Annotated in this window: 25 protein-coding genes; 13 read left to right on the top strand and 12 right to left on the bottom strand. The window is 67.9% G+C overall.

Annotated features, from left to right (window positions below):
* Positions 1 to 19: 19 nt before the first annotated feature.
* The 3 genes from J3A66_RS12395 to mutS all read right to left on the bottom strand — a co-directional run bounded on the left by J3A66_RS12395 (position 20) and on the right by mutS (position 4167).
* Positions 20 to 448 (bottom strand): glycine zipper 2TM domain-containing protein, encoded by a 429-nt coding sequence (locus J3A66_RS12395; RefSeq protein WP_107930762.1) that lies wholly within the window; start codon positions 446 to 448, stop codon positions 20 to 22.
* 52 nt (positions 449 to 500) lie between these two features.
* Entirely contained in the window at positions 501 to 1496 is a 996-nt protein-coding gene (locus J3A66_RS12400) for a cation diffusion facilitator family transporter (RefSeq protein WP_209569140.1), read from the bottom strand.
* Positions 1497 to 1587: 91 nt separating this feature from the next.
* The gene (mutS, locus tag J3A66_RS12405) at positions 1588 to 4167 is read right to left on the bottom strand and encodes a DNA mismatch repair protein MutS (protein WP_209570491.1); all 2580 of its coding nucleotides are present in this window, start codon (positions 4165 to 4167) and stop codon (positions 1588 to 1590) included.
* A gap of 151 nt (positions 4168 to 4318) precedes the next feature.
* Here mutS and J3A66_RS12410 point away from each other — a divergent pair, with 151 nt between their 5' ends.
* Positions 4319 to 6577, top strand: a complete 2259-nt coding sequence (locus J3A66_RS12410; protein ID WP_031394701.1) for an NADP-dependent malic enzyme — start codon at positions 4319 to 4321, stop codon at positions 6575 to 6577.
* 144 nt (positions 6578 to 6721) lie between these two features.
* On the opposite strand, the gene J3A66_RS12415 is transcribed toward J3A66_RS12410, so the two are convergent.
* Positions 6722 to 7510 carry an SDR family oxidoreductase gene (locus tag J3A66_RS12415; protein WP_209569142.1) on the bottom strand — a complete coding sequence of 263 codons (789 nt, stop codon included), beginning with the start codon at positions 7508 to 7510 and terminating at the stop codon, positions 6722 to 6724.
* A 344-nt stretch (positions 7511 to 7854) separates the two neighbouring features.
* On the opposite strand from J3A66_RS12415, the gene J3A66_RS12420 reads away from it, so the two are divergent.
* Positions 7855 to 8469, top strand: a complete 615-nt coding sequence (locus J3A66_RS12420; protein WP_082451190.1) for a CHAP domain-containing protein — start codon at positions 7855 to 7857, stop codon at positions 8467 to 8469.
* 13 nt (positions 8470 to 8482) lie between these two features.
* On the opposite strand, the gene msrB is transcribed toward J3A66_RS12420, so the two are convergent.
* From msrB to J3A66_RS12440, 4 genes are all read right to left on the bottom strand, one after another.
* Positions 8483 to 8989, bottom strand: coding sequence for a peptide-methionine (R)-S-oxide reductase MsrB (gene msrB / locus J3A66_RS12425; protein WP_209570492.1), 507 nt, complete (start codon positions 8987 to 8989; stop codon positions 8483 to 8485).
* A 62-nt stretch (positions 8990 to 9051) separates the two neighbouring features.
* Positions 9052 to 10299 carry a cytochrome P450 gene (locus tag J3A66_RS12430; RefSeq protein WP_209570493.1) on the bottom strand — a complete coding sequence of 416 codons (1248 nt, stop codon included), beginning with the start codon at positions 10297 to 10299 and terminating at the stop codon, positions 9052 to 9054.
* A 97-nt stretch (positions 10300 to 10396) separates the two neighbouring features.
* Positions 10397 to 11626: an ABC transporter permease gene (locus tag J3A66_RS12435; protein WP_031392875.1), complete on the bottom strand. Its 1230-nt coding sequence runs from the start codon at positions 11624 to 11626 to the stop codon at positions 10397 to 10399.
* Positions 11623 to 12540 (bottom strand): ATP-binding cassette domain-containing protein, encoded by a 918-nt coding sequence (locus tag J3A66_RS12440; RefSeq protein WP_245336812.1) that lies wholly within the window; start codon positions 12538 to 12540, stop codon positions 11623 to 11625. The genes J3A66_RS12435 and J3A66_RS12440 overlap by 4 nt, the downstream gene beginning before the upstream one ends.
* Before the next feature lie 38 nt (positions 12541 to 12578).
* Here J3A66_RS12440 and queG point away from each other — a divergent pair, with 38 nt between their 5' ends.
* Together queG and J3A66_RS12450 are read left to right on the top strand one after the other, a co-directional pair.
* Positions 12579 to 13730, top strand: coding sequence for a tRNA epoxyqueuosine(34) reductase QueG (queG, locus tag J3A66_RS12445; protein WP_209569146.1), 1152 nt, complete (start codon positions 12579 to 12581; stop codon positions 13728 to 13730).
* 125 nt (positions 13731 to 13855) lie between these two features.
* Complete coding sequence (locus J3A66_RS12450; protein ID WP_245336813.1) at positions 13856 to 14863, top strand: VacJ family lipoprotein; 1008 nt, start codon at positions 13856 to 13858, stop codon at positions 14861 to 14863.
* Positions 14864 to 14868: 5 nt separating this feature from the next.
* Here J3A66_RS12450 and J3A66_RS12455 read toward each other — a convergent pair whose 3' ends face one another.
* The 3 genes from J3A66_RS12455 to J3A66_RS12465 are packed head-to-tail and all read right to left on the bottom strand — an operon-like array spanning position 14869 to position 16587.
* Positions 14869 to 15276, bottom strand: coding sequence for a hypothetical protein (locus J3A66_RS12455; RefSeq protein ID WP_245336814.1), 408 nt, complete (start codon positions 15274 to 15276; stop codon positions 14869 to 14871).
* Positions 15276 to 15974: an EI24 domain-containing protein gene (locus tag J3A66_RS12460; RefSeq protein WP_209569148.1), complete on the bottom strand. Its 699-nt coding sequence runs from the start codon at positions 15972 to 15974 to the stop codon at positions 15276 to 15278. Before J3A66_RS12460 ends, J3A66_RS12455 begins: the two co-directional genes overlap by 1 nt.
* A gap of 49 nt (positions 15975 to 16023) precedes the next feature.
* Entirely contained in the window at positions 16024 to 16587 is a 564-nt protein-coding gene (locus tag J3A66_RS12465; protein ID WP_031440838.1) for a helix-turn-helix transcriptional regulator, read from the bottom strand.
* A gap of 144 nt (positions 16588 to 16731) precedes the next feature.
* On the opposite strand from J3A66_RS12465, the gene J3A66_RS12470 reads away from it, so the two are divergent.
* The 3 genes from J3A66_RS12470 (at position 16732) to J3A66_RS12480 (ending at position 18866) form a co-directional block, all read left to right on the top strand.
* On the top strand, positions 16732 to 17295 hold the full coding sequence (locus J3A66_RS12470; protein ID WP_245337049.1) for a DUF6456 domain-containing protein: 564 nt from the start codon (positions 16732 to 16734) through the stop codon (positions 17293 to 17295).
* On the top strand, positions 17280 to 18227 hold the full coding sequence (dapF, locus tag J3A66_RS12475) for a diaminopimelate epimerase (RefSeq protein WP_192069491.1): 948 nt from the start codon (positions 17280 to 17282) through the stop codon (positions 18225 to 18227). The genes J3A66_RS12470 and dapF overlap by 16 nt, the downstream gene beginning before the upstream one ends.
* 84 nt (positions 18228 to 18311) lie before the next feature.
* On the top strand, positions 18312 to 18866 hold the full coding sequence (locus J3A66_RS12480; RefSeq protein ID WP_056406915.1) for a fasciclin domain-containing protein: 555 nt from the start codon (positions 18312 to 18314) through the stop codon (positions 18864 to 18866).
* Positions 18867 to 19109: 243 nt separating this feature from the next.
* Here the strand turns inward: J3A66_RS12480 and J3A66_RS12485 are convergent, their stop codons facing one another.
* Complete coding sequence (locus J3A66_RS12485; RefSeq protein ID WP_031440507.1) at positions 19110 to 20375, bottom strand: nucleoside transporter C-terminal domain-containing protein; 1266 nt, start codon at positions 20373 to 20375, stop codon at positions 19110 to 19112.
* A 161-nt stretch (positions 20376 to 20536) separates the two neighbouring features.
* Between J3A66_RS12485 and J3A66_RS12490 the strand changes: the two genes are divergently transcribed.
* The 6 genes from J3A66_RS12490 to J3A66_RS12515 all read left to right on the top strand — a co-directional run bounded on the left by J3A66_RS12490 (position 20537) and on the right by J3A66_RS12515 (position 24691).
* A complete protein-coding gene (locus J3A66_RS12490; RefSeq protein WP_031440508.1) occupies positions 20537 to 21181 on the top strand; it encodes a queuosine precursor transporter in 645 nt (214 codons plus the stop codon).
* Positions 21182 to 21438: 257 nt separating this feature from the next.
* Positions 21439 to 22356: an acetylglutamate kinase gene (gene argB / locus J3A66_RS12495; protein WP_056406920.1), complete on the top strand. Its 918-nt coding sequence runs from the start codon at positions 21439 to 21441 to the stop codon at positions 22354 to 22356.
* A gap of 221 nt (positions 22357 to 22577) precedes the next feature.
* Positions 22578 to 22880 carry a YggT family protein gene (locus J3A66_RS12500; protein WP_245336815.1) on the top strand — a complete coding sequence of 101 codons (303 nt, stop codon included), beginning with the start codon at positions 22578 to 22580 and terminating at the stop codon, positions 22878 to 22880.
* A complete protein-coding gene (locus J3A66_RS12505; protein ID WP_348634044.1) occupies positions 22877 to 23173 on the top strand; it encodes a DUF167 family protein in 297 nt (98 codons plus the stop codon). The genes J3A66_RS12500 and J3A66_RS12505 overlap by 4 nt, the downstream gene beginning before the upstream one ends.
* 10 nt (positions 23174 to 23183) lie before the next feature.
* Positions 23184 to 24074: a bifunctional methylenetetrahydrofolate dehydrogenase/methenyltetrahydrofolate cyclohydrolase FolD gene (gene folD, locus J3A66_RS12510; RefSeq protein ID WP_107930736.1), complete on the top strand. Its 891-nt coding sequence runs from the start codon at positions 23184 to 23186 to the stop codon at positions 24072 to 24074.
* A complete protein-coding gene (locus J3A66_RS12515) occupies positions 24071 to 24691 on the top strand; it encodes a MarC family protein (RefSeq protein ID WP_031440980.1) in 621 nt (206 codons plus the stop codon). Before folD ends, J3A66_RS12515 begins: the two co-directional genes overlap by 4 nt.
* The last annotated feature ends 11 nt before the right edge of the window (positions 24692 to 24702 follow it).

Here is a 24702-nt window from a genome sequence, read left to right on the forward strand (position 1 = left end):
GTTTACCGAGCAAAAAAGCTCAGCGGCACTTGACGTTACCGCGGTCGACCGACCGTCCGAGCAGTGCACCGCCACCGGCACCCGCCAGCGTTCCAAGCGTGCCGCCGCCGATCAGATTGGCAAGAACGCCGCCACCGAGTGCGCCGATCACGAGCCCGGTCGTGCCATCGTTGCGCTTGCAATAGGCCCGGCCATCGTTGCCGCGATAGATCCGGTCGTTGCGACCGAGACGACGCTCGCGGTAGTTGCCGTTCTGATAGCTGCGCGAAGGATCCCAGTTGCGATCGTCACCGCGCCAGTTGCGGTCGTTGCCGCGGCGCGAATCGTTGTTCCGGCGGTCGTCATGGCCCCGGCGGTCGTCATGGCGCTGTGCAACCGCTTCAACGGGCACCATTCCGGGGGCGACCACGGCGATGGACATCAGCGCGGCGATAAAATGCTTCTTCATCGGGTATTACTCCAGAACTATACTAGGATAACCCGCGCAACGCCCCAAAGGTTCATATCACTGCGTGGCGCGTCATCGAGCATGGCTGACCGTCGCCCGTCTCGACCTGCAACGTGGCATGGCCGATCCCGAAACGCTCCTGCAGCATCGTGCGGGTGGAGGTGAGGAACGGATCGCCGGGATGGCCGCCCGGCATGATCAGGTGCGCGGTCAGGACGGGCTCCGTCGTGCTCATCGGCCAGATGTGCAGATCATGGATCGCCGTCACGCCGGGCAGGGTGCATAGCGCCTCGTCGACCTGGTCGAATTCGATCCCGCGCGGCACCGCAGACAGCGCCATTTCGACGGTCTCACGCAGCAATCCCCAGGTTTGCCAGAAGATCAGGACCGCGATGACGATGGAGACCGCCGGGTCGATCCAGGAGATCCCGGTCTGCCAGATCAGCACGCCCGCGATCACGACCCCCGCCGATACCAGCGCGTCCGCGGCCATATGCAGATAGGCGCCACGGATGTTGACGTCCCCCTTGCGACCGCGCGCGAACATCCAGGCGGTGATCGCATTCACCGCGATGCCGATCCCGGCCACCATCGATACGGTCAGGCCCGCCGTGGGCGTTGGGTCTGCGAAACGCTGTGTCGCCTCGAGCAGGATGGCCCCGAGCGCGACGAGCAACAGCAGCGCATTGGTCAACGCCGCAAGAATCGTCGATCCCTTCAGCCCATAGGTAAAGCGCTTGGTCGGCTCGGTTCGCGCGAGCATCGTCCCGCCCCAGGCGACGACCAGGCCCAGCACGTCGGAGAGATTATGCCCGGCGTCCGCGAGCAGCGAAACCGAGTCGATCCGCAATCCGACCAAGGCCTCGACCGCGACAAACACGACGTTGAGCCCGATCCCGATCGCAAACGCGCGGTCGAACGATGCCGGAGCATGGCTGTGTGCATGTGCGTGCCCATGTCCTGCATGCCCGTGTGCATGCCCGTGTGCATGCCCGTGCCCGTGTCCGCCCAAAGCCCATGCTCCAATGATTCGGCCGGCGCGTAGCATCCGTCTTGCATGTGATACTAGGACGCCGCGCGATGGGATTGCAGGCCGGGGGCAAGTATCGGCAATACAGTGGTTTTCGCCGGGTTTGCGCTCAGCCCTCGGTCGCGAGCGCCTTCAACCGGTAAAGCGCGTCGAGCGCGTCGCGTGGGCTCATCGCATCGATGTCGAGCTTCGCCAGGTCTTCGCGCAGCACGTCGCACGCCACCTCCTCGATCTGCGCGGCGGCCGCGAACAGCGGAAGATCATCCAGCCCCGCCGCCAGACCGCCAGTTTTGGCACGCCCGGCTTCCAGCTTGGCAAGTACCGCTTTCGCACGCTGCACAGTGACCGGCGGCATGCCGGCGAGGCGCGCGACGGCCAGGCCGTAGCTGCGATCCGCCGGCCCGTCGGCGAGTTCGTGGAGCAGGACGAGTTCGCCCTTCCACTCGCGCGCGCGAACGTGGTGCAGCGACAGCGCCTCGCAGCGTTCGGCGAGCCGGGTCAGCTCATGATAATGCGTGGCGAACAGGCAGCGGCACCGATTGTCCTCATGGATCGCCTCGACCACGGCCCAGGCGATCGCGAGGCCGTCATAGGTGGAGGTGCCACGACCGACCTCATCGAGTATCACGAAGCTGCGCGGCGTCGCCTGCGCGAGGATCGCAGCGGTTTCGACCATTTCGACCATGAAGGTCGACCGACCGCGCGCAAGATTGTCCGACGCGCCGACGCGACTGAACAGGCGGTCGACGAGACCCAGCGTGGCCTTGGTCGCCGGCACATAGCTTCCGGCCTGCGCCAGGACCGCGATCAGCGCATTCTGGCGCAGGAAGGTCGACTTGCCGCCCATGTTGGGGCCCGTGACGAGCCACAGTCGCGAGGATTCCGACAGGTTGCAGTCGTTGGCGACGAACCGGTCGCCAGACTTGGCGACGGCGGCCTCGACGACCGGATGCCGGCCTCCCTCGATCTCGAAACAGGCATGGTCGACCAGGATCGGGCGCGACCATTGCCCCTCGGCTGCGCGCTCGGCGAGACCGGCGGCGACATCGAGCCGGGCAAGCGCATCGGCGGTCGCGGCGATCGCCTCGCGCCCTGCGAGCGCCCGCGCGGTCAGATCCTCGAGATGCGCCGACTCCGCCGCCGTGGCATGCGCACCCGCCTGCGACACTTTCGTTGCGACATCGTGCAACGCGGGCGTGTTGAAGCGTACGACACCTGCGAGCGTCTGGCGGTGTGTGAAACCGCTGTCGGGCTTCATCAGCGAATCGGCAGCTCGTGCAGGGACCTCGACATGATAGCCGAGCACGCCATTGTGCCGGATCTTCAGCGCGGACACGCCGGTCGAGGTGCGGAACTCGGCCTCCAGTGCGGCGATCGCGCGGCGTCCCCCAGCGCCGGTATCGCGCAGGTCGTCGAGTGCGGCGTCATATCCTGCCGCGATATACCCCCCGTCAGACGCTTCGATCGGTGGCGATGGTACGAGCGCACGCTTGAGCAGGTCGATCAGGCTGCCATGCCCGCGCAGCAGCGGTGCGACGTCGCTCAGCAGGCGCGGCGGATCGGTCAGCGCGTCGAGCCGCTCGCCCAGATTCCAGGCGCCGTCGAGACCGTCGCGCAACTGGCCCAGATCGCGCGGTGATCCTCGACCCGCAGCGAGGCGGCCAAGCGCCCGGCCGATGTCCGGCAGCGCGCGCAGCGTCGCGCGCAACCGTTCGCGCAATGCCTGGTCGTCATGGAACAACCGGACGAGGTCGAGCCGCGCGTCGATCGCGGCCTTGTCCATCAGGGGCGCGCCAAGATCGGCACCGAGCAGCCGCGCACCGGCACCGGTGACGGTACGATCGACCGCGTCGAGCAGGCTTCCCTTGCGGACGCCGCCGGTGGTGCAGGTCAGTTCGAGGCTTTCCCGCGTCGCGGCGTCGATCGCCATCACCTGTGCCGCCCGCCCGATTCGCGGCGGCCGCAGGAAGGGCAGCGCGCCCTTCGCATTATGTTCGAGATACGCGACCAGACCGCCCGCCGCGGCCAGCGCGGCCCGCCCGAACTGCCCGAAGCGGTCGAGGGTCGCGACGCCGTAGATCCGCTTGAGCCGCGCTTCGCCCGCACCGCTGTCGAAATCGCTCCTGGGCCGCAGCGTCGTGGCGGCCTCTGCAAAACCGCTCGCCTCGGCGACGACGATCTCGGCTGCGGCAAGTCGCGCGAGTTCGGCCCCGACCGCGTCATCGGCGACGTCGATGACCTCGAACCGGCCGGTCGACACGTCGGCTGCGGCAATCGCGACGGATCCCCCGGCTTCACCGATCGCCACGCACCAATTGTCGCTGCGCGCGTCGAGCAAGGCTTCCTCGGTCAGCGTGCCCGCGGTCACGACGCGGACGATCGCGCGGGCGACCAGCGCCTTCGATCCGCCGCGCGCCTTCGCCTCGGCCGGACTCTCGACCTGCTCGGCGATCGCGACGCGGTGCCCGGCCTTGATCAGCCGCTGGAGATAGGCGGTGGCCGCGTGCACCGGCACGCCGCACATCGGGATCGGCTTGCCCTCATGCTCGCCGCGCGCGGTCAGCGCGATGTCGAGCACCGCCGCGGCGATGCGCGCATCATCCATGAACAGCTCGAAAAAATCGCCCATGCGGTAGAACAGCAGGCAATCCTGCGCCTCGGCCTTGAGGCCGAGATACTGCGTCATCATCGGGGTGGCGGCGGGAGTGGACATCGGCGCGGGGTAGCGAAAACCGTCCGCACGTCCAATAGCGCTGCGAAGGGTTCCCAAGGGGTGACGAACAGCCACGCGTTCCGTAAAGGCAGGGGCTCCCCCTGCAGATACCCCCGAGGCCCCGCTTATGTCCGACGACAATAATCTCCAGTTCTCCGAACGCGAAGCGCTGCTGTTCCATTCGGAAGGCCGTCCCGGAAAGCTCGAGATCATTGCGTCCAAACCGATGGCGACGCAGCGCGACCTCGCGCTCGCCTATTCGCCCGGCGTGGCAATTCCGGTGCAGGCGATCGCCGACGATCCCTCGACCGCCTATGACTATACCGCCAAGGGCAATCTGGTCGCGGTGATCTCGAACGGGACCGCGATCCTCGGCATGGGCAATCTCGGCGCGCTCGCGTCGAAGCCGGTGATGGAGGGCAAGGCGGTACTCTTCAAGCGCTTCGCCGACGTCGATTCGATCGATATCGAGCTGAAGACCGAAGACGTCGATCGCTTCATCGATGCGGTCGAGCTGATGGAGCCGACGTTCGGCGGCATCAACCTCGAGGACATCAAGGCGCCAGAATGCTTCATCATCGAGCAGACGCTGCGCGAGCGGATGAATATCCCCGTATTTCATGACGATCAGCACGGCACGGCGATCATCTGCGCGGCCGGGCTGATCAACGCCTGCCTCGTGACCGGGCGCAAGCTTGGCGACATAAAGCTGGTCGTCAACGGCGCGGGCGCGGCGGCGATCGCGTGCACCGAGCTGATGAAGGCGATGGGCGTGCGGCCCGACAACGTCATCATGTGCGACCGTACCGGCGTGATCTACCAGGGTCGCGACGATGTGAACCAGTGGCAGTCGGCGCATGCCACGACGAGCAGCGCGCGGACGCTGACCGAGGCGCTGGTCGGCGCCGACGTGTTCCTCGGCCTGTCGGCGGCAGGCGCGCTCAAGCCCGAGATGGTCAAGGACATGGCGGCCGCGCCGATCATCTTCGCGATGGCCAATCCCGAGCCCGAAATCCGCCCCGAACTGGCGATGGCTGCGCGTCCCGACGCGATCGTCGCGACGGGACGGTCGGATTATCCGAACCAGGTCAACAACGTGCTGTGCTTCCCGTTCATCTTCCGCGGCGCGCTCGACGTCCGCGCGACGGGGATCAACGACGCGATGAAGATCGCCGCGGCCAATGCGATCGCCGAGCTCGCGCGCGAGCGTGTGCCCGAGGAAGTCGCGCTGGCCTATGGCGTCAGCCACAGCTTCGGCCCTGCCTATATCATCCCTGCGCCGTTCGATCCGCGGCTGATGGAGGTCGTTCCCGTCGCGGTCGCCAAGGCGGCAATGGCATCGGGCGTCGCGACCAAGCCGATCCTCGACATCGAGGCGTATCGCCAGTCGCTGCGTGCGCGTCTCAACCCGACCACCTCGGTGCTGTCGATGGCCTATGAGGGCGCGCGGGCGCATCCCAAGCGCGTGATCTTCGCCGAGGGCGAGGAAGAGGTCGTGCTGCGGGCGGCGATCGCGTTCAAGGAGGGCGGCTATGGTACGCCGGTGCTGGTCGGCCGCGACGACGTGCCGGACCGGTTGCGCGCGCTGGGCGTCACCGATCCCGAGAGCTTCGAGCTGCACAACAGCCGCGTCTCGCCGCTCGTGCCGAAGATGGTCGAGCTGCTCTATGCCCGGCTCCAGCGTCGCGGCTATCTGCGGCGCGACTGCGAGCGGATGGTGAACCAGGATCGCAACATCTTCGGTGCGCTGCTGCTGCAGCTCGGCGAGGGCGATGCGATGATCACCGGCATCACGCGTACCTATGGCGAGACGATGCGCCAGATCTACCGCGTGATCGATCCGGCCGCGGGCAAGACGCCGTTCGGTATCCATCTGCTTGTCGGGCAGAGCCACACGGTGTTCATCGCCGACACCACGGTCAACGAGCGCCCGACCGCCGAACAGCTCGCCGATTTCGCCGAGCAGACCGCAGCGGTCGCACGTCGCATGGGGCATGAGCCGCGCGTCGCGTTCCTGAGCTATTCGAACTTCGGCAATCCGAAGGGCGAGTGGCTCGACAATATCCGCGATGCGGTGACGGTGCTCGACGGCCGTCAGGTTGGGTTCGAATATGAGGGCGAGATGGCGCCGGACGTGGCGCTCAACCCGAAGCAGCTGGCGAACTATCCGTTCGCGCGGCTGTCGGGGCCGGCGAACGTGCTGATCATGCCGGGTCTTCAGTCGGCGCATATCTCGGCCAAGCTGCTGCGCGAGCTTGGTGGGGATTCGGTGATCGGGCCGATGCTGATCGGCATGGAGAAGCCGGTGCAGGTGGCACCGATGACGAGCACGGCGAGCGAGCTGGTGACGCTGGCGGTTCTGGCCGCGGGTGGGATTGCTCGGTGAACTCTCCCTCTCCCCTTAGGGGAGAGGGAAAGCGCGCGGAGCGTGCGAGGGTGAGGGCAGTGGCGGGAATGCGGCGCGTGCCCTCACCCTCCCACCGCTTCGCGGCGGGCCCCTCCCTCTCCCCCGGGGGGAGAGGGGTTGTGGTTAGGCGTCGATGCTGGTGCCTAGCGAGGCGTGGACGAGGCCGCCGTCGACGGTAATGGTCTCGCCGATCACGTAATCGCCGGCGCGACTGGCGAGGTAGATCGCGGCACCGGCCATGTCCTCGTCGACACCGACCCGCTTGGCCGGGATGCCCTGTGCGACCGCGTCGCCGTGATCGCGGGCGGCCTTGTTCATGTCGCTGGCGAATGCACCGGGGGCGATCGAGGTGACGTTGATCGAATCGGTCACGAGCCGCGCGGCCATGCGCTTGGTCAGATAGATCAGCGCCGATTTCGACGCGTGATAGCTGTAGGTTTCCCACGGGTTGAGGCGCTGGCCGTCGATCGAGGTGATGTTGATGACCTTGGCCGGCCGGTCGCGCGAGCCCGAGGCCTTGAGTGCGGCGTGAAGCGCCTGGGTCAGGAAGAAGGGCGATTTGACGTTGAGGTCCATGACCTTGTCCCAGCCGACCTCCGAGAACTCCTCGAACGGCACGCCCCAGGCCGCACCCGCATTGTTGACGAGGATGTCGAGCTGGCTTTCATGCTCGGCGAACTGCTCCGCGAGTGCCTTGCAGCCGGCGACGGTCGAGACGTCCTGCGGCAGCGCGATGCAGTTGGGGCCGAGTTCGGCCGCGGCGGCTTCGCAGACATCCGCCTTGCGCGACGAGATATAGACCTTCGCGCCCTGCGCGATGAAGCCCGCCGCGATCATCTTGCCGATGCCGCGGCTGCCGCCGGTGATCAGCGCGACGCGGCCGTCGAGACGGAACAGGGTGGTCGTATCCATGCGACATCCTCCAGAGATTTTTGCGACTGGTATCGCCGCGCGGCGTGCGTAGCAAACCCGTTTTTCGAATCGCCGTGGTTTGACGAGGTGGTGCGCCGTACTGTCATCGCAAAGCCGGTCATCCTGCGCGCTCTTGATGGGTGCGGGACTAACGATCCCGGCCCGCATGGGCGTGTCCGCTGCATCAGCGGCAGAACATCGGAAAAGGGCGGCATGGTCGGCTAAAAAAGGGGCTCGTCGGCGCGGCAACACGCTTCGTCGGATATGGTTCCGCGACGCCTTTCAATTAAATCCGCACTCCCGTAGCCAGACTGGGACGAACGGGTTTTGACCGGGGGGTCTCGATGAATTTCAAGGCGTTAGCAGCGCGTTTTGCGCTGGTGGTATCGTGCGGCCTGATGACGGCCACACCGGCAGCGGCCCAGTTCTGGCAGTGCGTGACCTTTGCCCGTTCGGTGTCGGGCATCGAGATCCGCGGCAATGCGAACACCTGGTGGAGCCAGGCCGAGGGCCGCTACGAGCGTGGCCATGCACCAAAGGCCGGTGCCGTCCTCGCTTTCTCGCCTACCTCGCGGATGCGCGTCGGCCATGTCGCGATGGTCTCGAAGGTCGTCAGCGACCGCGAAGTGCTCCTGACCCATGCCAACTGGTCGCGTCGCGGTGCGATCGAAACGAATGTCCGCGCGATCGACGTGTCCGACGCGGGTGACTGGAGCATGGTCAAGGTCTGGTACGGGCCGCAGGGCGATCTCGGTACCTCGGCCTATCCGACCAAGGGCTTCATCTATTCAGGCCATGCGCCGCGCGGCGAGATGCTCGACGCCCCCGCCCAGCCGTCGCTTCAGATGGTCAGCGCGCCCAGCGCGACGCAGCGCGCCAATGCCGCCCAGCTCGCCACGGTGCAGCATGGCCCGACCGACCCGCGCGGCATCTTCACGCTCGTAAACGACGCGGGCTGAACCAGTTAAGCGATTACCGGGCCGCCATCGCCCGGAACGTCAGCGCATCGCCGTTCATGCAATAGCGCTTTCCCGTCGGCTTGGGGCCGTCGTCGAACATATGGCCGAGATGCCCGCCGCAGCGTCGGCAATGCACTTCGGTCCGCGCAATCCCGAGCGTCGAATCGACCCGGGTCCGCACCGCATTGGGCAAGGGCTGCCAGAAGCTCGGCCATCCCGTCCCGCTCTCGAACTTGGTCTTCGACGAGAACGCAGGCAGCGCGCAGCCGGCACACGAAAAGATCCCCGCGCGATGTTCGCCGTTGAGCGGGCTTGAATAGGGCCGCTCGGTCGCTTCCTTGCGCAGCACGTTATACGCGTCGGGCGACAGCTTCTTGCGCCACTGCGCGTCGCTCAGCGTGACCTCGAAGCGCTCCGCGGCCTGGGCGGACTGCGACGAACAGCCCCAGAGGGCAAAGCCCGCCGCGCCGGCGCCGGCGAGCGTGAGGAACGTGCGGCGATCGGGCGATGTATGTGTCATGGTCATGATATAAGTACGAACCTTGCCGCGAACAGGATGCGCGCGGAGGCGGGCGATGAAAGTCAGTAGCGGCTGATCTCGACCGGGAGCGAACGATAGCCGTGGACGAAACACGCGGCGACCCGGGTGGGGGCGCCGACCACGTTGATCCGCATGCGGCGCTTCGCCATTTCCTCGAGCAGGATCGCGAGCTGCATCTCGGCGAGCCTTGCCCCGACGCAGCGGTGGATGCCGTGGCCGAAGGCGAGATGACGCCGCGCATTGGGACGGTCGACGCGGATCGCGTCGGCATCGTCGCCGAACACGCTTTCGTCGCGATTCGCCGAGAGATACCAAAGGGCGAGCTTGTCGCCGGTCTTGATCGACTGGCCCTGCAGTTCGGTATCTTGCGTTGCGGTCCGCCGCATGTGCGCGAGCGGCGTCTGCCAGCGGAGGATCTCGCTCACGGCGTTGGGAATGAGCGCCGGATCCGCTTCGAGCATGGCGCGGGCGTCGGGAAACGCGTCGAGGCCATAGGCCAGCGCCGACATCGAATTGCGGGTCGTGTCGTTGCCCCCGACGATCAGGAGGATCAGGTTTCCGATGAATTCGTGATGCTCCATATGCGCCATCGCATCCGAATGGATCATCATCGAGATCAGGTCGGGGGTCGGCGGTCGGTCGATCTTGGCGTTCCACAGCGTCTGGAAATAGGCCCCGCAATCAAACATATGCGCGAGCCGCTGCTTGCGCGTCTCCTCGTTCTTGACGAGTTCGATGTCGCCCGCCCAGTCCGACCACAAAGTCAGCTTGCGCCGATCCTCCCAGGGGAAATCGAACAGGATCGCCAGCATCTGCGTCGTCAGTTCGATCGCGACGCGGTCGACCCAGTCGAACGGCCTGTTCCAGTCGAGCCCGTCGAGGATCTCCGCGGTGCGCCGGCGGATGTCGGGCGCCATGCGGGTCATCTCGCTCGGCGTGAAGGCGGGGGCGACCGTGCGGCGCTGGCTGGTGTGGATCGGGCGATCGCGCGCGATGAACATCGGCATGCGAACGTCGCGATCGCGGTCAAAATCGGCGAGCGTGATGCCGCCGGCTTCGGAGGAGTAGAGGTCGGGCAGCGACTCGACCTCGACGATCCCCCGGTAGTTCGAGACTGACCAATAGGGGCCGTAATCCGAGCTCGCGACATGGTGGACCGGGGCATGCGCGCGAAGGTGGCGGAAGGGCGCGTGCCAGACATCGTCGCGGTAGAGGTCCGCGCGACTGACATCGAGCGGGTCGATCGGGTGTTTTCCGGTTGCCGCCCCGTTGGTTACGCGCTCGCTGATCGGAGCCGTCGTGATTTCGCCTGCAAGCGTCGCCACCCATCACTCTCCTGTTTTCGGGCAGGAGACCAAGTACTGACAGCGATGTCAACAACCTGTGTCAGTGGGGCTTCGCGCGGCGCCAGAAGGGCCGCGCGCTGCCTGACTGGAGCACGCCGCGGCGGAACAGTCGTGCGCCAACGACGATGAAGATCGTCACCCACAGGGCCTGCCAGGCCAGCGCCGCGACGTGCGGCCAGAGCTCGGGGGAATTGGCCGCGTGCCCGGCCATCGCGAAGGGCGAGGAAAGAGGAAACAGCTCGGCGAGCGTCGCGATCCAGCTGCCGGGGCGCGAGACCGCGGCGGACGAGAGGCCGAACATCGCGACCTGAAGGATCGTGATCGGCAGCGACAGCATCTGGATCTCGCGCATCGTCGAGGCCTGCGCGCCGACGCCGAGAAACACTGATCCCAGAAGCAGATAGGCCATGGTGAAATAGCCAGCGAACAGCAGCGCGAACATCGGTCCGCCGACTGCGGGACGGAGATCGCCGATCGCCGCCGCCGCGCCTGCGGGAAGCAATGTCGTGACCTGTCCGACGACGGTTCCCCAGAAGGCGACGAACAGCACCGCGACGCCGAACATGCCGATCAGCTTGCCGAAGAACACCGATTCGAGCGGGACCGCGGCGGCGAGCACCTCGATCACCTTGTTGTTGCGCTCCTCGGCCATCGTCCCGACGACCTGGCCGGAGAGGAACAGCGTCAGGAAGAAGATCCCGAACACCGCGAAGAAGGCGGACTGATGCTGGCCACCGACCGAGCCGCGCGACCGCGTGATCCGGGTCTTGGTCACGTCGATCCGGGGCAGCGTGCCGCCCGCCTGTTGCGCCGCCAGCGTCGTCTGCGCGAGCGTGGCGAGATAGCCAGCCGCGCGGTCGCCGCGTGGACCATAGAGGATCTGTGGCGCCGCGAGCGGGCCGTAAAGCACTGCGGCGGCGTCGATATCGTTGCGGTTGAAGGCGTTGCGCGCCTGTGCCGCCGGATCGGCGGAGGCCGGCTGCGTGGTCAGGTCGGGTGGTCCCTCGCCTGGCCGGAAGATGCCGCGCAGCCGCGTGTCGGCCTCGGCCATCATGCGCGACTCGGCGGCGGGGAGGATCGCGATGATCTGCGCCTTGTCCTGCGCGCCGTCGGTGACGCTGGCCGCGCCGAGCCCGCCGACCGCCCCGAAGGCGCCCATGATCAGCGGCGCGAACAGGAAGAGCAGGAAGATCGGGGTGAAGACGGTCGCGGTGAAATCGCGGCGGGCGATGGTGAAGGTCTGGCGCAGCGTGCGGCGGAAGCGGGTCATGGCTGCGCCTCCTGCTGGCCGACGATTCGCACGAACGCCTCGTGCAGCCCGGGGCGTTCGATCGAGAGCCCGGAAATGCCGTATCCGGCGTCGATCAGCCGCACCAGCAGCGTCTCGATCCCGCCGCCCGGCAGTTCGAACCGCCAGCCGTCGCGATCGGGCAGCGCGTCGGGGGGCAGCACGCCGCGGATCGCGGGGTCGGGACGGTGCGGGGTGTAGTGGACGCGCTGGGGCAGGACGCCGCGCGCGTCGTCGACGGTGCCTTCGAACCGGCGCTTGCCGCCGGCGATGATCGCGAGCCGGTCGCACAGCCGTTCCGCATGGCTCATGATATGCGTCGAGAACAGGATCGTCGCGCCGCGATCGCGCTCGACAAGGATAAGCTTTTCAAGACGTTCCTGGTTGACCGGATCGAGCCCGGAAAAGGGTTCGTCGAGCACGAGCAGATCGGGCTGGTGGACGACCGAGCCGAGCAGCTGGACGAGTTGCGCCATGCCTTTCGACAATTTGCGGATCTTCTCGTCGACCGCATGGCCGAGCCCCGCCCCCTCCATCAGCGTGACCGCGCGCGCACGCCCAGTCTTCCAGTCGAGACCACGCAGCGCGCCCATGAACGCGATCGCCTCGCGTGCCTTCATCGCGGGATAAAGTCCCCGTTCCTCCGGCAGATAGCCGACATGATCCGAAGCGTCGCGCGGGCTGTCGAAGCCCAGCAGCGTGCGGTGGCCTTCATCGGGCTCGATGATCCCGAGCAGCATGCGCAGCGTCGTGGTCTTGCCCGCGCCGTTCGGCCCGAGCACGCCATAGATCGCACCGGCCGGCACGGCGATGTCGACGCCGTCGACGACCCGCCGGTCGCCGAAGCGCTTGACCAGCCCGCTGGCCTTGACCGCCCATTCCTCGCCCACGCGCAAACTTCCTTCAAGCCGAGCGGCTGTGGTAGCGGGCGGACGTGCCCGACGACAAGCCATCCGACCTCGAATCGCGCGTGAAGGCCAAGGCGGCCGAACTGGGCTTTGCGGCGTGCGGGATTGCGCACGCGGATGCGGCGCCGCTGGCGGGCGAACGGCTGCACCAGTGGCTGGCCGAAGGGCGGCATGGCGACATGATCTGGATGGAGGAGCGGCGCGATCAGCGGGCGAGCCCCGCCGGGCTGTGGCCCGAGGTGCGCAGCGTGATCGCGCTGGGCATGAGCTATGCGCCGAAGGACGATCCGCTGCGGCTGGCGGAGCAGGGCGAGGTCGGCCGGATCTCCGTCTATGCGCAGGGCGCGGATTATCACGACGTCATCAAGCGGCAGCTGAAGGCGCTCGGCCGGTGGCTGGCGAGCGACGCGGTCGGTGTCGAGTATCCGTTCGATCTCAAGGTGTTCGTCGACACCGCCCCGGTGATGGAGAAGCCGCTCGCGGAGGCGGCGGGGCTGGGGTGGCAGGGCAAGCACACTAATCTGGTCAGCCGGACAGAGGGCAGCTGGCTGTTCCTCGGCGCGATCTACACGACGCTCGAACTGAAGGGCGATGCCGCGGGTCGGGATCTGTGCGGGAGCTGCGACGCGTGCCAGCGCGCATGCCCGACCGATGCGTTTCCGGCGCCCTACAGGCTCGATGCGCGGCGTTGCATCTCGTATCTGACGATCGAGCATGCGGGGGTAATTCCGCATGAATTCCGGGCGGGTATCGGCAACCGCATCTATGGCTGCGACGATTGCCTGGCGGTGTGCCCGTGGAACAAGTTCGCCGCCGCCGCGAACGCCAATCTCGCCTTTGCGCCGCGTGCCGAGTTGGTCGCGCCCGAGATCGCCGATCTGATCGCGCTCGACGATGCGGGGTTCCGCCAGGTCTTTGCCGGATCGCCGATCAAGCGGATCGGGCGCGACAAGATGGTCCGCAACGCGTTGATCGCGGCGGGGAATAGCGGCGATCCGGCCTTGTCGGAGGGCGTCGCGGCGTTGCTGGGCGACCCGGCGCCGGTGGTGCGCGGGACGGCGGTGTGGGCGTTGTCGCGACTCGACGCGGCGCGATTCGCGGCCGAGAAAGCGGATCGTCGTGGCGGCGAAAATGACGACGGCGTCCGCGCGGAATGGGACCGGGCGAACTTAAGCTGACGCGGGCCAAGTGACGCGCGACAGGGGAAATTATTCACAAACGGGAGTGTAGGGGCGCGCATTCGAGACTTGCCTTGCGGGGGCAATGCGGACAGCGGTGGCGGTCCAAGGGGCGATGATTGCATATGTTGGCATTTTCCACTGCTACGATGGTCGCCGCGCTGGCGGTGCAGACCGTCGACCCGCTGCCCGTCGCGCCGGTCCCGGTTGCGCCGTCGACGGTGGTCGCGGACGAGCAGCGCGTGCCCGAATCGCCCGTCGTGCCGGTATCGCCGCCCGTCGTGCCGGTATCGCCGCCCGTGGTGCCCGTAGCGCCGGTTGCAGCGCCCCAGACTGTCCCGGTTCCAGCGCCCGTTCCCGCCGAGCCGAACGCGCAGAAGGACATCGTCGTCGTCGGGCAGTCGCGTGATGCGGGGGATCCGCTCCGCGGCGTCAATGCCCAGGCGTTCGGCGCGACGCAGGCGGTCGACAGCGCGGTCGTGGGGCCGGTGGCGCGGGTCTACAAGCGCAAGGTGCCGAGCCCGATCCGCAAGGGTATTCACAACTTTCTCTATAACTTGCGCGAGCCGATCGTGTTCGTGAACTTCCTGCTGCAGTTCAAGCCGGGCAAGGCGGCGGAGACGGTCGGGCGGTTCGTGATCAATTCGACGGTCGGCGCGGCGGGGGTCATCGACGTCGCCAAGAAGCGGCCGTTCCGGCTGCCGCGCCGGTCGAACGGCTTTGCCAACACCTTGGGGTATCACGGGATCGGCAACGGGCCGTTCCTGTTCCTGCCGCTGGTCGGGCCGACGACGGTGCGCGACCTGATCGGCGGGACGCTCGACCGCTTGCTGTTGCCGACCGCGATCGGGTCGCCGTTCACCGATGCGAGCTACACGGTGCCGGCCGGCGTGCTCGGCGCGCTCGACCACCGCGCCGATTTCGACGAAACTCTCAAGTGTTTGCATGACGATGTGGGCGATCCCTATGCATCGTCGCGCGCCTTCTACCTGCACCGGCGACAGGCGGAGATCGATCATCTCCACCGCCGGCCGCCGGCGCCGCCGCCCGAATGCCAGGCGGCGCTGCCCGCGACGCGGATCCCGGTCGGCGCGGCGGGCGCGACCGAAACGGTGCCGCCGCCGGGGCCCTGAGCGGCCTAGCGGCCGCCGTCGCGGCGGGTGAGCGCGGCGACGCAGCTCGCGCGGTCGATCGTGCTGCCGTCGAGCTCGCGCGCGTCGATATAGGTGACCTTGGGCTCGCCCGATCCGGCGGGGTAGAGATAGGCGTCGAGCACGCAAATTCCGCTCTGGAACTGGAGCTTGCGCGCCGCGCCCTCGCGGACATCGGCGTCGGGATCGCCGAACAGCCGGGTCAGCCCGGCGGCGGTCTGGCCGATCACGCGTTCGAGCCCGACGCTGGTATAGGGGATGGCGGGGCGGCCTACGGGCGCGGTCGCGACCGGTGCGGCGCAGCCCGCGAGCGCGAGGCCGAGGGCCATCGCCAAGCCCGGGGCGGAGCGCGAGATTGCGAAGCCTTTCAACGCGTTGACACGTGATCTCGTCATCAGCTGGTCCCCCGGGCGCGCACCGCTGCGCGCGTCCCGTGATAAAAATGCGTCGCCATCGCCGCGCCCAGCACGGGGGCGGCGATGTTGAGGATCGGAACCACGAACAGCGCGGTGTTCGCAAGACCCAGCACGAACCGCGACGCCCGCGTCGTCGCACGCCAGCCCCGCATCGCCGCGGCGTCCATGTGGCGCGCCGCGACCATGTCGCCCAGATCGCGCCCGAGCAGCCAGCCATTGACCACGAAAAACGCCGCCGCGGTCCCGACCCCGGTGACGAGCAGGCCGATATAGACGGGCACCATCAACAGGTTGACGAGCAGCACGCGGAACGCCGAGCGCAATCCCATCGCGAGGCTGCGCGCGAAGGGTACGGGCCGCGCGGTGGCGAGACGGGCGGGATAATGCCGCGCCTCGACCGCGGCGACGACATCGTCGGCGAAGATCCCGACGACCGCGATCGCGACCGCGCGAAACAGAATCCAGACCGCGAGGATGGTCAGGAACAGCGCGACCGCGGCGGCGATCCCGGCCTGGTCGCTGCCGAGCCAGGCGGCGAAAATCGCCTTTGCGCCCAGCCACATGAGCAGGCCGAGCGCGGCGAAGACAAGCAGCGTCACCGCCATCGACTTGGCAAAGACGCGCAGCACCGGCGGATCGCCGAGCTGGCCGAGCGAGAGGAAAAAACCGCGGATCATGCGTCAGCGATGGCCCGCCGCCTCCGGGCCGTCAATGCGGGGCGGCGACTCAGAGCGTGCGGATCAGGCGGACCGCGCGGGCGATCCAGACGGGGCGCTCGATCTGCTGGGGCGCGGCATCATCGCCGACCGGAATAAGCGTGGGACTGCCGTCGGTTAGCGCGACCAGACGGCCAAAGGCGAAGCGGCCGGCGGGGCGGGGGACGAGCACGTCGCGGTAGAGCGCGCTCTCGAATTCGTCGGGGCCGAGCGTGGTGCACCAGAGGACGTCGCCCGTGCGGTAGTCGCCGACGCCGGCAGCCACCGTCACCGCGACCTGACCCGGCTCGACATGCGGCGGCGTGGCGAGATTGGGGCGGGTAGGGGCTTGAATTCCGGTCGAATCCAGGATCGCGACGACGGGCAGATCGGCGCGTTCGGGCATCGTCACGAGATCGACCGCGGCGACGTCGAGCGCGGCGGCGATCCGGTTGAGCCAGCCGACCGACACGGTCCGCGTCCCCGTCTCGAGCCGGCCGATCGTCTGCGCGGTTGTCGGGGGATCACAACGCCTTGCGACGTCGTCGAGCGTCAGTCCCTTGGCGCGGCGGACGGCACGGATAGCAGTGATCATCGACAGGCTCCGTCGCTTGCACAAACCAGATAGGTTGGTTTCTCTTGCAATTTCTGGTCGAATATGGCAAGACAAACGGGACTCGGCAAATGGAAAGGGCGGCGCATGCAGGATCTGATCGAGGTCGCGATCGACGGGCGGGGCATGCGGCGGGAGCCTGACAGGGAAGGTGACAGGGTGGTTGAGCGGGACCCTGGCCGGGAAGTGCAGAGGGAAGGTGTCGCGCGGGGCGGGCGGAGCGTGACGGTCAACCGGGCGGAGTCGCCGCTGACCTGGCTGCGGTCGCGCGGGCTGATCGATGCACGGCAGTTTGCGGCGGGCGAGCGGTTGCGCGCGGCGTACGAGACCGCGTCGATCGCGCCGAGCGTGACGATGCGCTGGACGCCACGGGTCGATGGCGGCGGGCAGAATGCGCTCGACCCGACCGTCGCGCAGATCGCGGCGAAGCGGCGGTTCGACGCGGCGATCGCGGCGGCGGGGCCGGGGCTCGCCGATATAGCGTGGCGGGTGGTGTGCGCGGGCGAGGGGCTGCCCGCGGCGGAGCGCGCGCTGTCCTGGCCGGCGCGCGCGGGGCGGCTGGTGCTGACGCTCGCGCTCGACCGGCTGGCGACACATTATGAGGGCGGGGACGTCAGAGGGCGCGAGGGTGGCGGCGGCTCGCCTTTGCGCGGCGACGCGGGTAAGGGCGCGGCATGCGCTTCGATCTGATCAAATGTCATGGCTCCGGCAACGATTTCCCGCTGATCGACGCGCGTGCGCTGTCGCTGGGCGATGCGGACTGGGCGCGCGTCGCACGCGCGCTGGCGGATCGCGCGGGGCCAGTCGGCGGCGACGGGCTGCTGCTGCTGACCGCGGGTGACGAGCAGGGGCGGGCGTTCGGGATGCGGATGTTCAATTCGGACGGGAGCGAATCGGAGACGTGCCTCAACGGGCTGCGCTGTGTCGCGCGTGCGGGGTTCGCCGCGACCGGGCTGACGCGCGCGACCGCGCGGCTGAAGACGAGCGATGCGCTGGTCGTGCGCGACGCGGAGATCGCGCCGGGCGTGTTCACGGTGCGCGAGACCGCGGGGCCGGCGTCGCTCGACGTTGCCGCCTGGCCGATGCATGTCGATGCGGACCAGATCGTCGAGACGCCGCTCGCCGGGCTGCCCTCGACGCGCGCGTTCACCGCGGTGGCGATGCCCAACCCGCATCTGGTGGCGTTCGTCGAGGCGGTCGACGATGCCGAGCTGGTCCGCGTCGGCGAGGCGTGCGAGGCGGCGCCCGACTGGCTGCCCAACCGCGCCAATGTGAGCTTTGTCGAGCTGCGCGGGACCGACCTGTTCGTCCGCACGCATGAGCGCGGGGTCGGGCTGACCGACAGTTGCGGCAGCGCGATGGCGGCGTCGACCTTCGCCGCGTGCCTGACGGGGCGGATCGCGTACGACACGCCGACGACGGTGTTCAACCGCGGCGGGCTGGTCCGCGCCGAGGCGGGGGCGGACGGGATGGTGACGCTGTCGGGCAATGCGACGGTCGAATGGACCGGGTCGGTGACGGTTGATCTGGATCCGGGCGAGCCGGGTGCGCGCGACCTGGTGATCGCGCGGCGGCATGACGAAGAGATTGCCGCCTGGGAAACATTGCGCACCGGAATGTAAAAAAGCGTGTGCATCGTTGCGGCCGGGGTGGCCGTATCTTCGCCGCGGCAGCCGGATCATCGGCGCCGATCAGGAGAGACCGTCATGACCCCCCTGTTTCGTACCACGATCATTGCCGCCGCTGTCGCCGTCAGCGGCACCGCGCTGGTCGCCGCGCAGACCAACCCGATGGTCGGCGGCGCCGCGATGTACCCGACGAAGACGATCGTCGAGAATGCGGTCAATTCGAAGGATCACACGACGCTGGTCGCCGCGGTCAAGGCCGCCGACCTGGTCGAGACGCTGTCGGGACCGGGGCCGTTCACGGTCTTCGCGCCGACCAATGCCGCGTTCGGCAAACTGCCCGCGGGGACGGTCGATACGCTGCTCAAGCCCGAGAACAAGGCGCAGCTGGCGGGCGTGCTGACCTATCATGTCGTGCCGGGGACGATCATGGCCGCCGACATCGCGGCGAAAGCCAAGGCGGATGGCGGGACTGCGAGTTACACCACCGTGCAGGGTGAGCCGCTGATGTTCATGAAGTCGGGCAGCGGCTGGGGCATCATGGACGGCAAGGGGCACAAGGGGCGGATCACGATCGCCGATGTGCGCCAGTCGAACGGGCTGATCCATGTGATCGATACGGTGATGCTGCCGTGAGGGGGTGAGGGTTTCTAGCCTCACGTGCCCTCACCCTCCCACGCTTTGCGTGGGCCCCTCCCTCTCCCCCGGGGGGAGAGGGGTTTTGGGGTCCCTCTCCCCCTGGGGGAGAGGGAAGGAGGAGCCTTTAGGCGACGGGAGGGTGAGGGGTGGTTGGGATAAGCGGTCTCGAGCCTCTCGTGCCCTCACCCTCCCACGCTTTGCGTGGGCCCCTCCCTCTCCCCCGGGGGGAGAGGGGTTTGTTTAGCTGATCAGGAGGCCGGCTAGGGCGGCGGACATGAGGTTGGCGAGGCTGCCGGCGGCGAGGGCGCGGAGGCCGAGTTTGGCGATCATCGGGCGCTGGTTGGGGGCGAGGCTGCCGGTCACCGCCATCTGGATCGCGATCGACGAGAAATTGGCGAAGCCGCACAGCGAGAAGGTGATCACCGCGATCGTCCGCGGGCTGAGCCCCGGTTGCGTGCCGAGCGAGATATAGGCGACGAATTCGTTCAGCACGATCTTCTGCCCGAACAGCCCGCCGGCGATCCCCGCCTCGCTCCACGGCACGTTCAGCAGGAACATGATCGGCGCGAAGACATAGCCGAGCAGACCCTGGAAGCTCAGCCCGGGCAGCCCGATCATGTTGCCGAGCCCGCCGAGCAGGCCGTTGGCAAGCGCGACTAGCGCGACGAAGGCGAGCACCATCGCGCCGACCGCGACCGCGAGGCGGACGCCGGTCTGCGCGCCCTGTGCCGCCGCCATGATCAAATTGGCGGGCTTTTCCTCGTCATGCGTCGCCTGCGGCATGGGTTCGCCCGCGGACGATTCACCGGGCAGGTCGCCGAGCGCGAGCTCGCCCTCGGGCGGCGTGACGCGGTCGGGCATGATGATCTTCGCCATCAGGATCCCGCCCGGCGCGGCCATGAAGCTGGCGGCGAGGAGATAGTCGATGCGGATCCCCATCGAGGCATAGGCCGCGAGGATCGTGCCCGCGACGCCCGCCATCCCGCTGGTCATCACGGTGAAGAGCTGCGCGGGGGTGAGGCCGGCGAGATAGGGGCGGATGACGAGCGGCGATTCGCTCTGGCCGACGAAGATGTTCGCCGCCGCGCAGAGCGATTCGACCTTCGACACGCCGATCACCTTCTCGATCCCGCCGCCGACCCAGCGCACGACGAACTGCATGATGCCGAGATAATAGAGGATCGAGACGAGGCTGGCGAAGAAGATGATGACGGGGAGCGCGGCGATCGCGAAGCTCTGGCCGCCGATCTCGGGGGTCGCCATCTTGCCGAACAGGAATTCGGTGCCCTTTTGCGAATAGCCGAGCAGATTGGCGACGCCGCCCGACATGCTTCCGAGCACGACCTTGCCGAAGCTCGAATAGAGCACGAGGATCGCGATGCCCGCCTGGAGCGCGAACGCGGCGCCGACGATCCGCAGCCGGATCGCGCGGCGGTCGCTCGACAGCAGCACCGCGATGCCGAGGATGACGGCGATGCCTGCAAGGCCGATGATCAGTCTTTCCATGGACGCCCTGCGTTTTGGTACGGTGACACACGCGGCCCCCCGGCTGCGCAAGCGGCCGACATGACACGGGTACGCCGTGCTCGCCAGTCATTTGACGCCTGCACGCTTTCAGAAGGGCTAGGCATTTGACGGCGCGCGGCATTTCGCTAGCGTCCGGCGCGATGACCACAGACCTTCCCGCGTTCCCGCGTTCGCTCTTCATTTTCTCTGTCCTCTATGGCGGCATGGTGTGCATCGCCGGCGTGCTGGGGGTGAAACAGGTCGCGCTCGGGCCGCTCGCGGTCGAGGCGGGGATCTTCGCGTTCCTGCTGCTGGTGGTGATCAGCAGCGCGATTTCGGAGCTGCACGGGCAGAAGACCGCGACGTTCCTGGTGCGGCTGGGGTTCATTCCGCTGCTGGTGTCGGCCGCGCTGATCCAGCTGGTGCTCGCGCTGCCGCATGATCCGGGGATGTACCCGCCCGCGGTCGACGCCTTCCCGGTCGTCGTCGGGCAGGGCGCACGGATGATGATGGCGGGGCTGATCTCCTACGGGATCTCGCAGACGCTCAACGTGCTGATCTTCGCGCGGCTGGCGGGGCCGGTCGGCGGCGAGGGGCGGCTGGTGTGGCTGCGCGGCATGATCGCGAGCATCGTGTCGCAGGTGATCGACACGGTGCTGTTCATCACCATCTCGTTCCTCGGCGCGCGGCCGATCGTCGAGCTGATGGCGGGGCAGATGCTGACCAAGGTCGTGCTGTCGGTGGTGCTGGTGCCGTTTGCGATCACCTTCTTCGTGCGGCTGGGGCGGCGGCTGGACCGGGTTTGATTGCGTCCGTCAGGATGACGGAAGGGGGGCCCCTCACTCTTCGTCATCCCCGCGGAGGCGGGGATCCATAGTCTTGGACGCCGGTGAGTCTGACGCGAGGCCAGCCAGTCTGGATTCCCGCCTGCGCGGGAATGACGGGTTGGGTGAGCGCGATGACGGGTTGGGTGATGCCCGGTGACGGGTTGGGTGAGCGGGAATGACGGGGGGAGGTGGCAGCGCGGCTTTCGCTAACCCCTCGCACTGGCTAAGGGGGCGGGATGACCGATCATACGCCCGATCCCGCCCTGCTCGCCAAGGCCGAGACGCTGACCGAGGCGCTGCCCTATCTGCAGCGTTATGCCGGCAAGACCTTCGTCGTGAAATATGGCGGGCACGCGATGGGCGACCCAGAGCTGCAGCGCGATTTCGCCGAGGACATGGTGCTGCTGAAGGCGGTCGGGATCAACCCGGTCGTGGTGCATGGCGGGGGGCCGCAGATCGGCTCGATGCTCAAGCGGCTGGGGGTCGAATCGCGGTTCGTCGACGGGCTGCGCGTGACCGACAAGGAGACCGCGCAGATCGCCGAAATGGTGCTGGCGGGATCGATCAACAAGGAAATCGTCGGCTGGATCGGCCAGGCGGGCGGCCGCGCGGTCGGGATTTCGGGGAAGGACGCCGGCCTCGTCCTCGCGCAGAAGGTCGGGCACGGCCGCGAGCCGGACAAGCTGCAGGGGATCGAGCGGCATGTCGACCTGGGGTTCGTCGGCGAGCCGATCGCGGTCGACCGGACGATCCTCGACACGCTGATCGCCGCGGACATCATCCCGGTGATCGCGCCGATCGGGATCGGTGCGGACGGGCATACCTACAACATCAACGCCGACACGATGGCGGGCGCGATCGCCGCCGCGATGGGCGCGGCGCGGTTCTTCCTGCTGACCGACGTGGTCGGCGTGCTCGACAAGCAGGGCGAATTGCTGACCGATCTGGATCCGGCGAAGATCGCCGAGCTGCGCGCCGACGGGACGATCACCGGGGGGATGATCCCCAAGCTCGAGACCTGCGTCGCGGCGGTCGGATCGGGCGTCGACGCGGCGGTGATCATCGACGGGCGCGTGCCGCATGCGATGCTGCTGGAGATTTTCACGCGGCAGGGGGCGGGGACGCTGGTGAGTGCGAACGGGCGGGCGCGATAGGGGGTCTTCTCCCGTCTTCCTGGGCTTGATCCGGGATCCAGGGTTACGGGGGATGACGCTGCTTGGCTCTGGATCCTGACTTTCGTCAGGATGACGGAGTTGGGGCAGGGGGGATGCTCTTCTTTCGTCAGGGTGACGGAAGGGGGTTGTTTGGAGGGGGCGGGGTTCTCGTTGTCGGTCCGCTGCCTTATATAAGGCATACACCAGCGGAGACCCTTGCCTTGCTCGCCCTTCTTCAGATCGTCCAGTTGCTGCTCAACCTCGTCTGGTGGGTCATCATGATCCAGGCGGTGATGTCGTGGCTCATCGCGTTCAACATCATCAACACGCAGAGCAATGTCGTCCGGTCGGTATGGGAGGCGTTGCAGCGGATCACCGAGCCGCTCTATCGGCCGATCCGGCGGATCCTGCCCGATTTCGGTACGCTCGACCTGTCGCCGCTCGTCGTGCTGCTGATCATGTACATCCTGACCAACATCGTCGTGCCGAACATCGCACAGAGCCTGCTCGCCCCCGGGCTGTGAGCGAAGCGGCCGCCTGGCGTGCGGTGGATGGCGGTCTGGCGATCGCGGTCCGCGTGACGCCGCGCGGCGGGCGGGATGCGCTGATGGCGGGAACGCCGGAGCATCTGGCCGCGAGACTGGCGGCGGCGCCGGTCGATGGCGCCGCGAATGCCGCGCTGATCGCGCTGGTCGCCAAGAGCTTCGGCGTGCCCAAGCGCGCGGTGACTATCGTCGCGGGCGAGACCGCGCGGCTGAAACGCCTGCATGTCGCGGGCGACACGCCCGCGCTGGCGGAAATCGCCGCTGCGCTTTAGGACGGCGGGCATGAGTGCGACCATCATCGACGGCAAGGCCTTCGCCGCCGGCCTCCGGGCCCGTATCGCCACCGGCGTCACCGCCTTTGCCGCAGCGGCGGGCCGCGCGCCCGGGCTCGCGGTCGTGCTGGTCGGCGAGGACCCCGCGTCCAACGTCTATGTCCGGTCGAAGGGCAAGGCGACGCGCGAGGCGGGGATGGTGAGCGTCGAGCACCGCCTGCCCGCCGATGTCGGGGCCGAGGCGCTGCTCGCGCTGGTCGCGGACCTGAACGCCGATCCGACGATCGACGGGATCCTCGTCCAGCTGCCGCTGCCCAAGCATATCGACGAGCAGGCGGTGATCGCGGCGATCGATCCCGACAAGGATGTCGACGGCTTCCACCCGATCAATGCGGGGCGGCTCGCGACGGGCTCGGCGGGGTTCGTGCCGTGCACGCCGCTCGGCTGCGTGATGCTGCTCAAAAGCGTCGTACCGAACCTGAGCGGGATGGAGGCGGTGGTCGTCGGCCGGTCGAACATCGTCGGCAAGCCGATGGCGCAGCTGCTGTTGCGCGAGAGCTGCACCGTGACGGTGGTGCACAGCCGGACGCGCGACGTGCGCGCGCATGTCGGCGCCGCGGACATCGTCGTCGCCGCGGTCGGGATCCCGGAGATGATCAAGGGCGACTGGCTGAAGCCCGGCGCGACCGTGATCGACGTCGGCATCAACCGGACCGAGGCGGGGCTGGTCGGCGATGTCGATTTTGCGAGCGCGGTCGGGGTCGCGGGCGCGATCACGCCGGTGCCGGGCGGCGTCGGGCCGATGACGATCGCATGCCTGTTGCGCAATACGCTGGTGTCCGCCGGGCGGCGTGAGGGCGTGGCGATCGACGAGGCGGCGCTCGACCGGGCCGGCGCATGATCGAGCTCTATATCTCGTCGCTGATCACCTTCTTCGTGGTGATCGATCCGCCGGGCTGCGCGCCGATCTATGCCGGGCTGTCGGCGAGCGCGTCGGCGGCGCAGAAGCGCGCGATGGCGTTCCGCGCGGTCGGCGTGTCGGCCGCGATCCTGTTCGTGTTCGCGCTGTTCGGCGAGGCGTTGCTGAAAGGATTGGGGATCAGCCTGGCGAGCTTCCGGATCGCGGGCGGGATCATGCTGTTCCTGATCGCGCTCGAGATGGTGTTCGAAAAGCGCACCGAACGCCGCGAGGACCGCGCCGCCAAGGTCGCGAGCGATCCCGAAGCCGACGACGTGTCGATCTTCCCGATGGCGATGCCGATGATCGCCGGGCCGGGATCGATCGCGTCGGTGATGCTGCTGATGAGCCGCAACAGCGGGATCGAACGCTCGGCGGTGGTGCTGGCGGCGATGGTGACGATCCTGCTGCTGACGCTCGTCGCGCTGCTCGCGGCGGGGCCGATCATGCGGATCCTGGGCGCGAAGATCGAGGCGGTGATCACGCGGCTGCTCGGCGTGCTGCTGGCGGCGCTGGCGGTGCAGTTCGTGCTGGATGGGTTGTCGGTGGTGTTGCGGTAGGCTGGGGCGGA

The organism is Sphingomonas sp. PvP018, from assembly GCF_017876865.1.
Classification (GTDB): Bacteria; Pseudomonadota; Alphaproteobacteria; order Sphingomonadales; family Sphingomonadaceae; genus Sphingomonas; species Sphingomonas aerolata.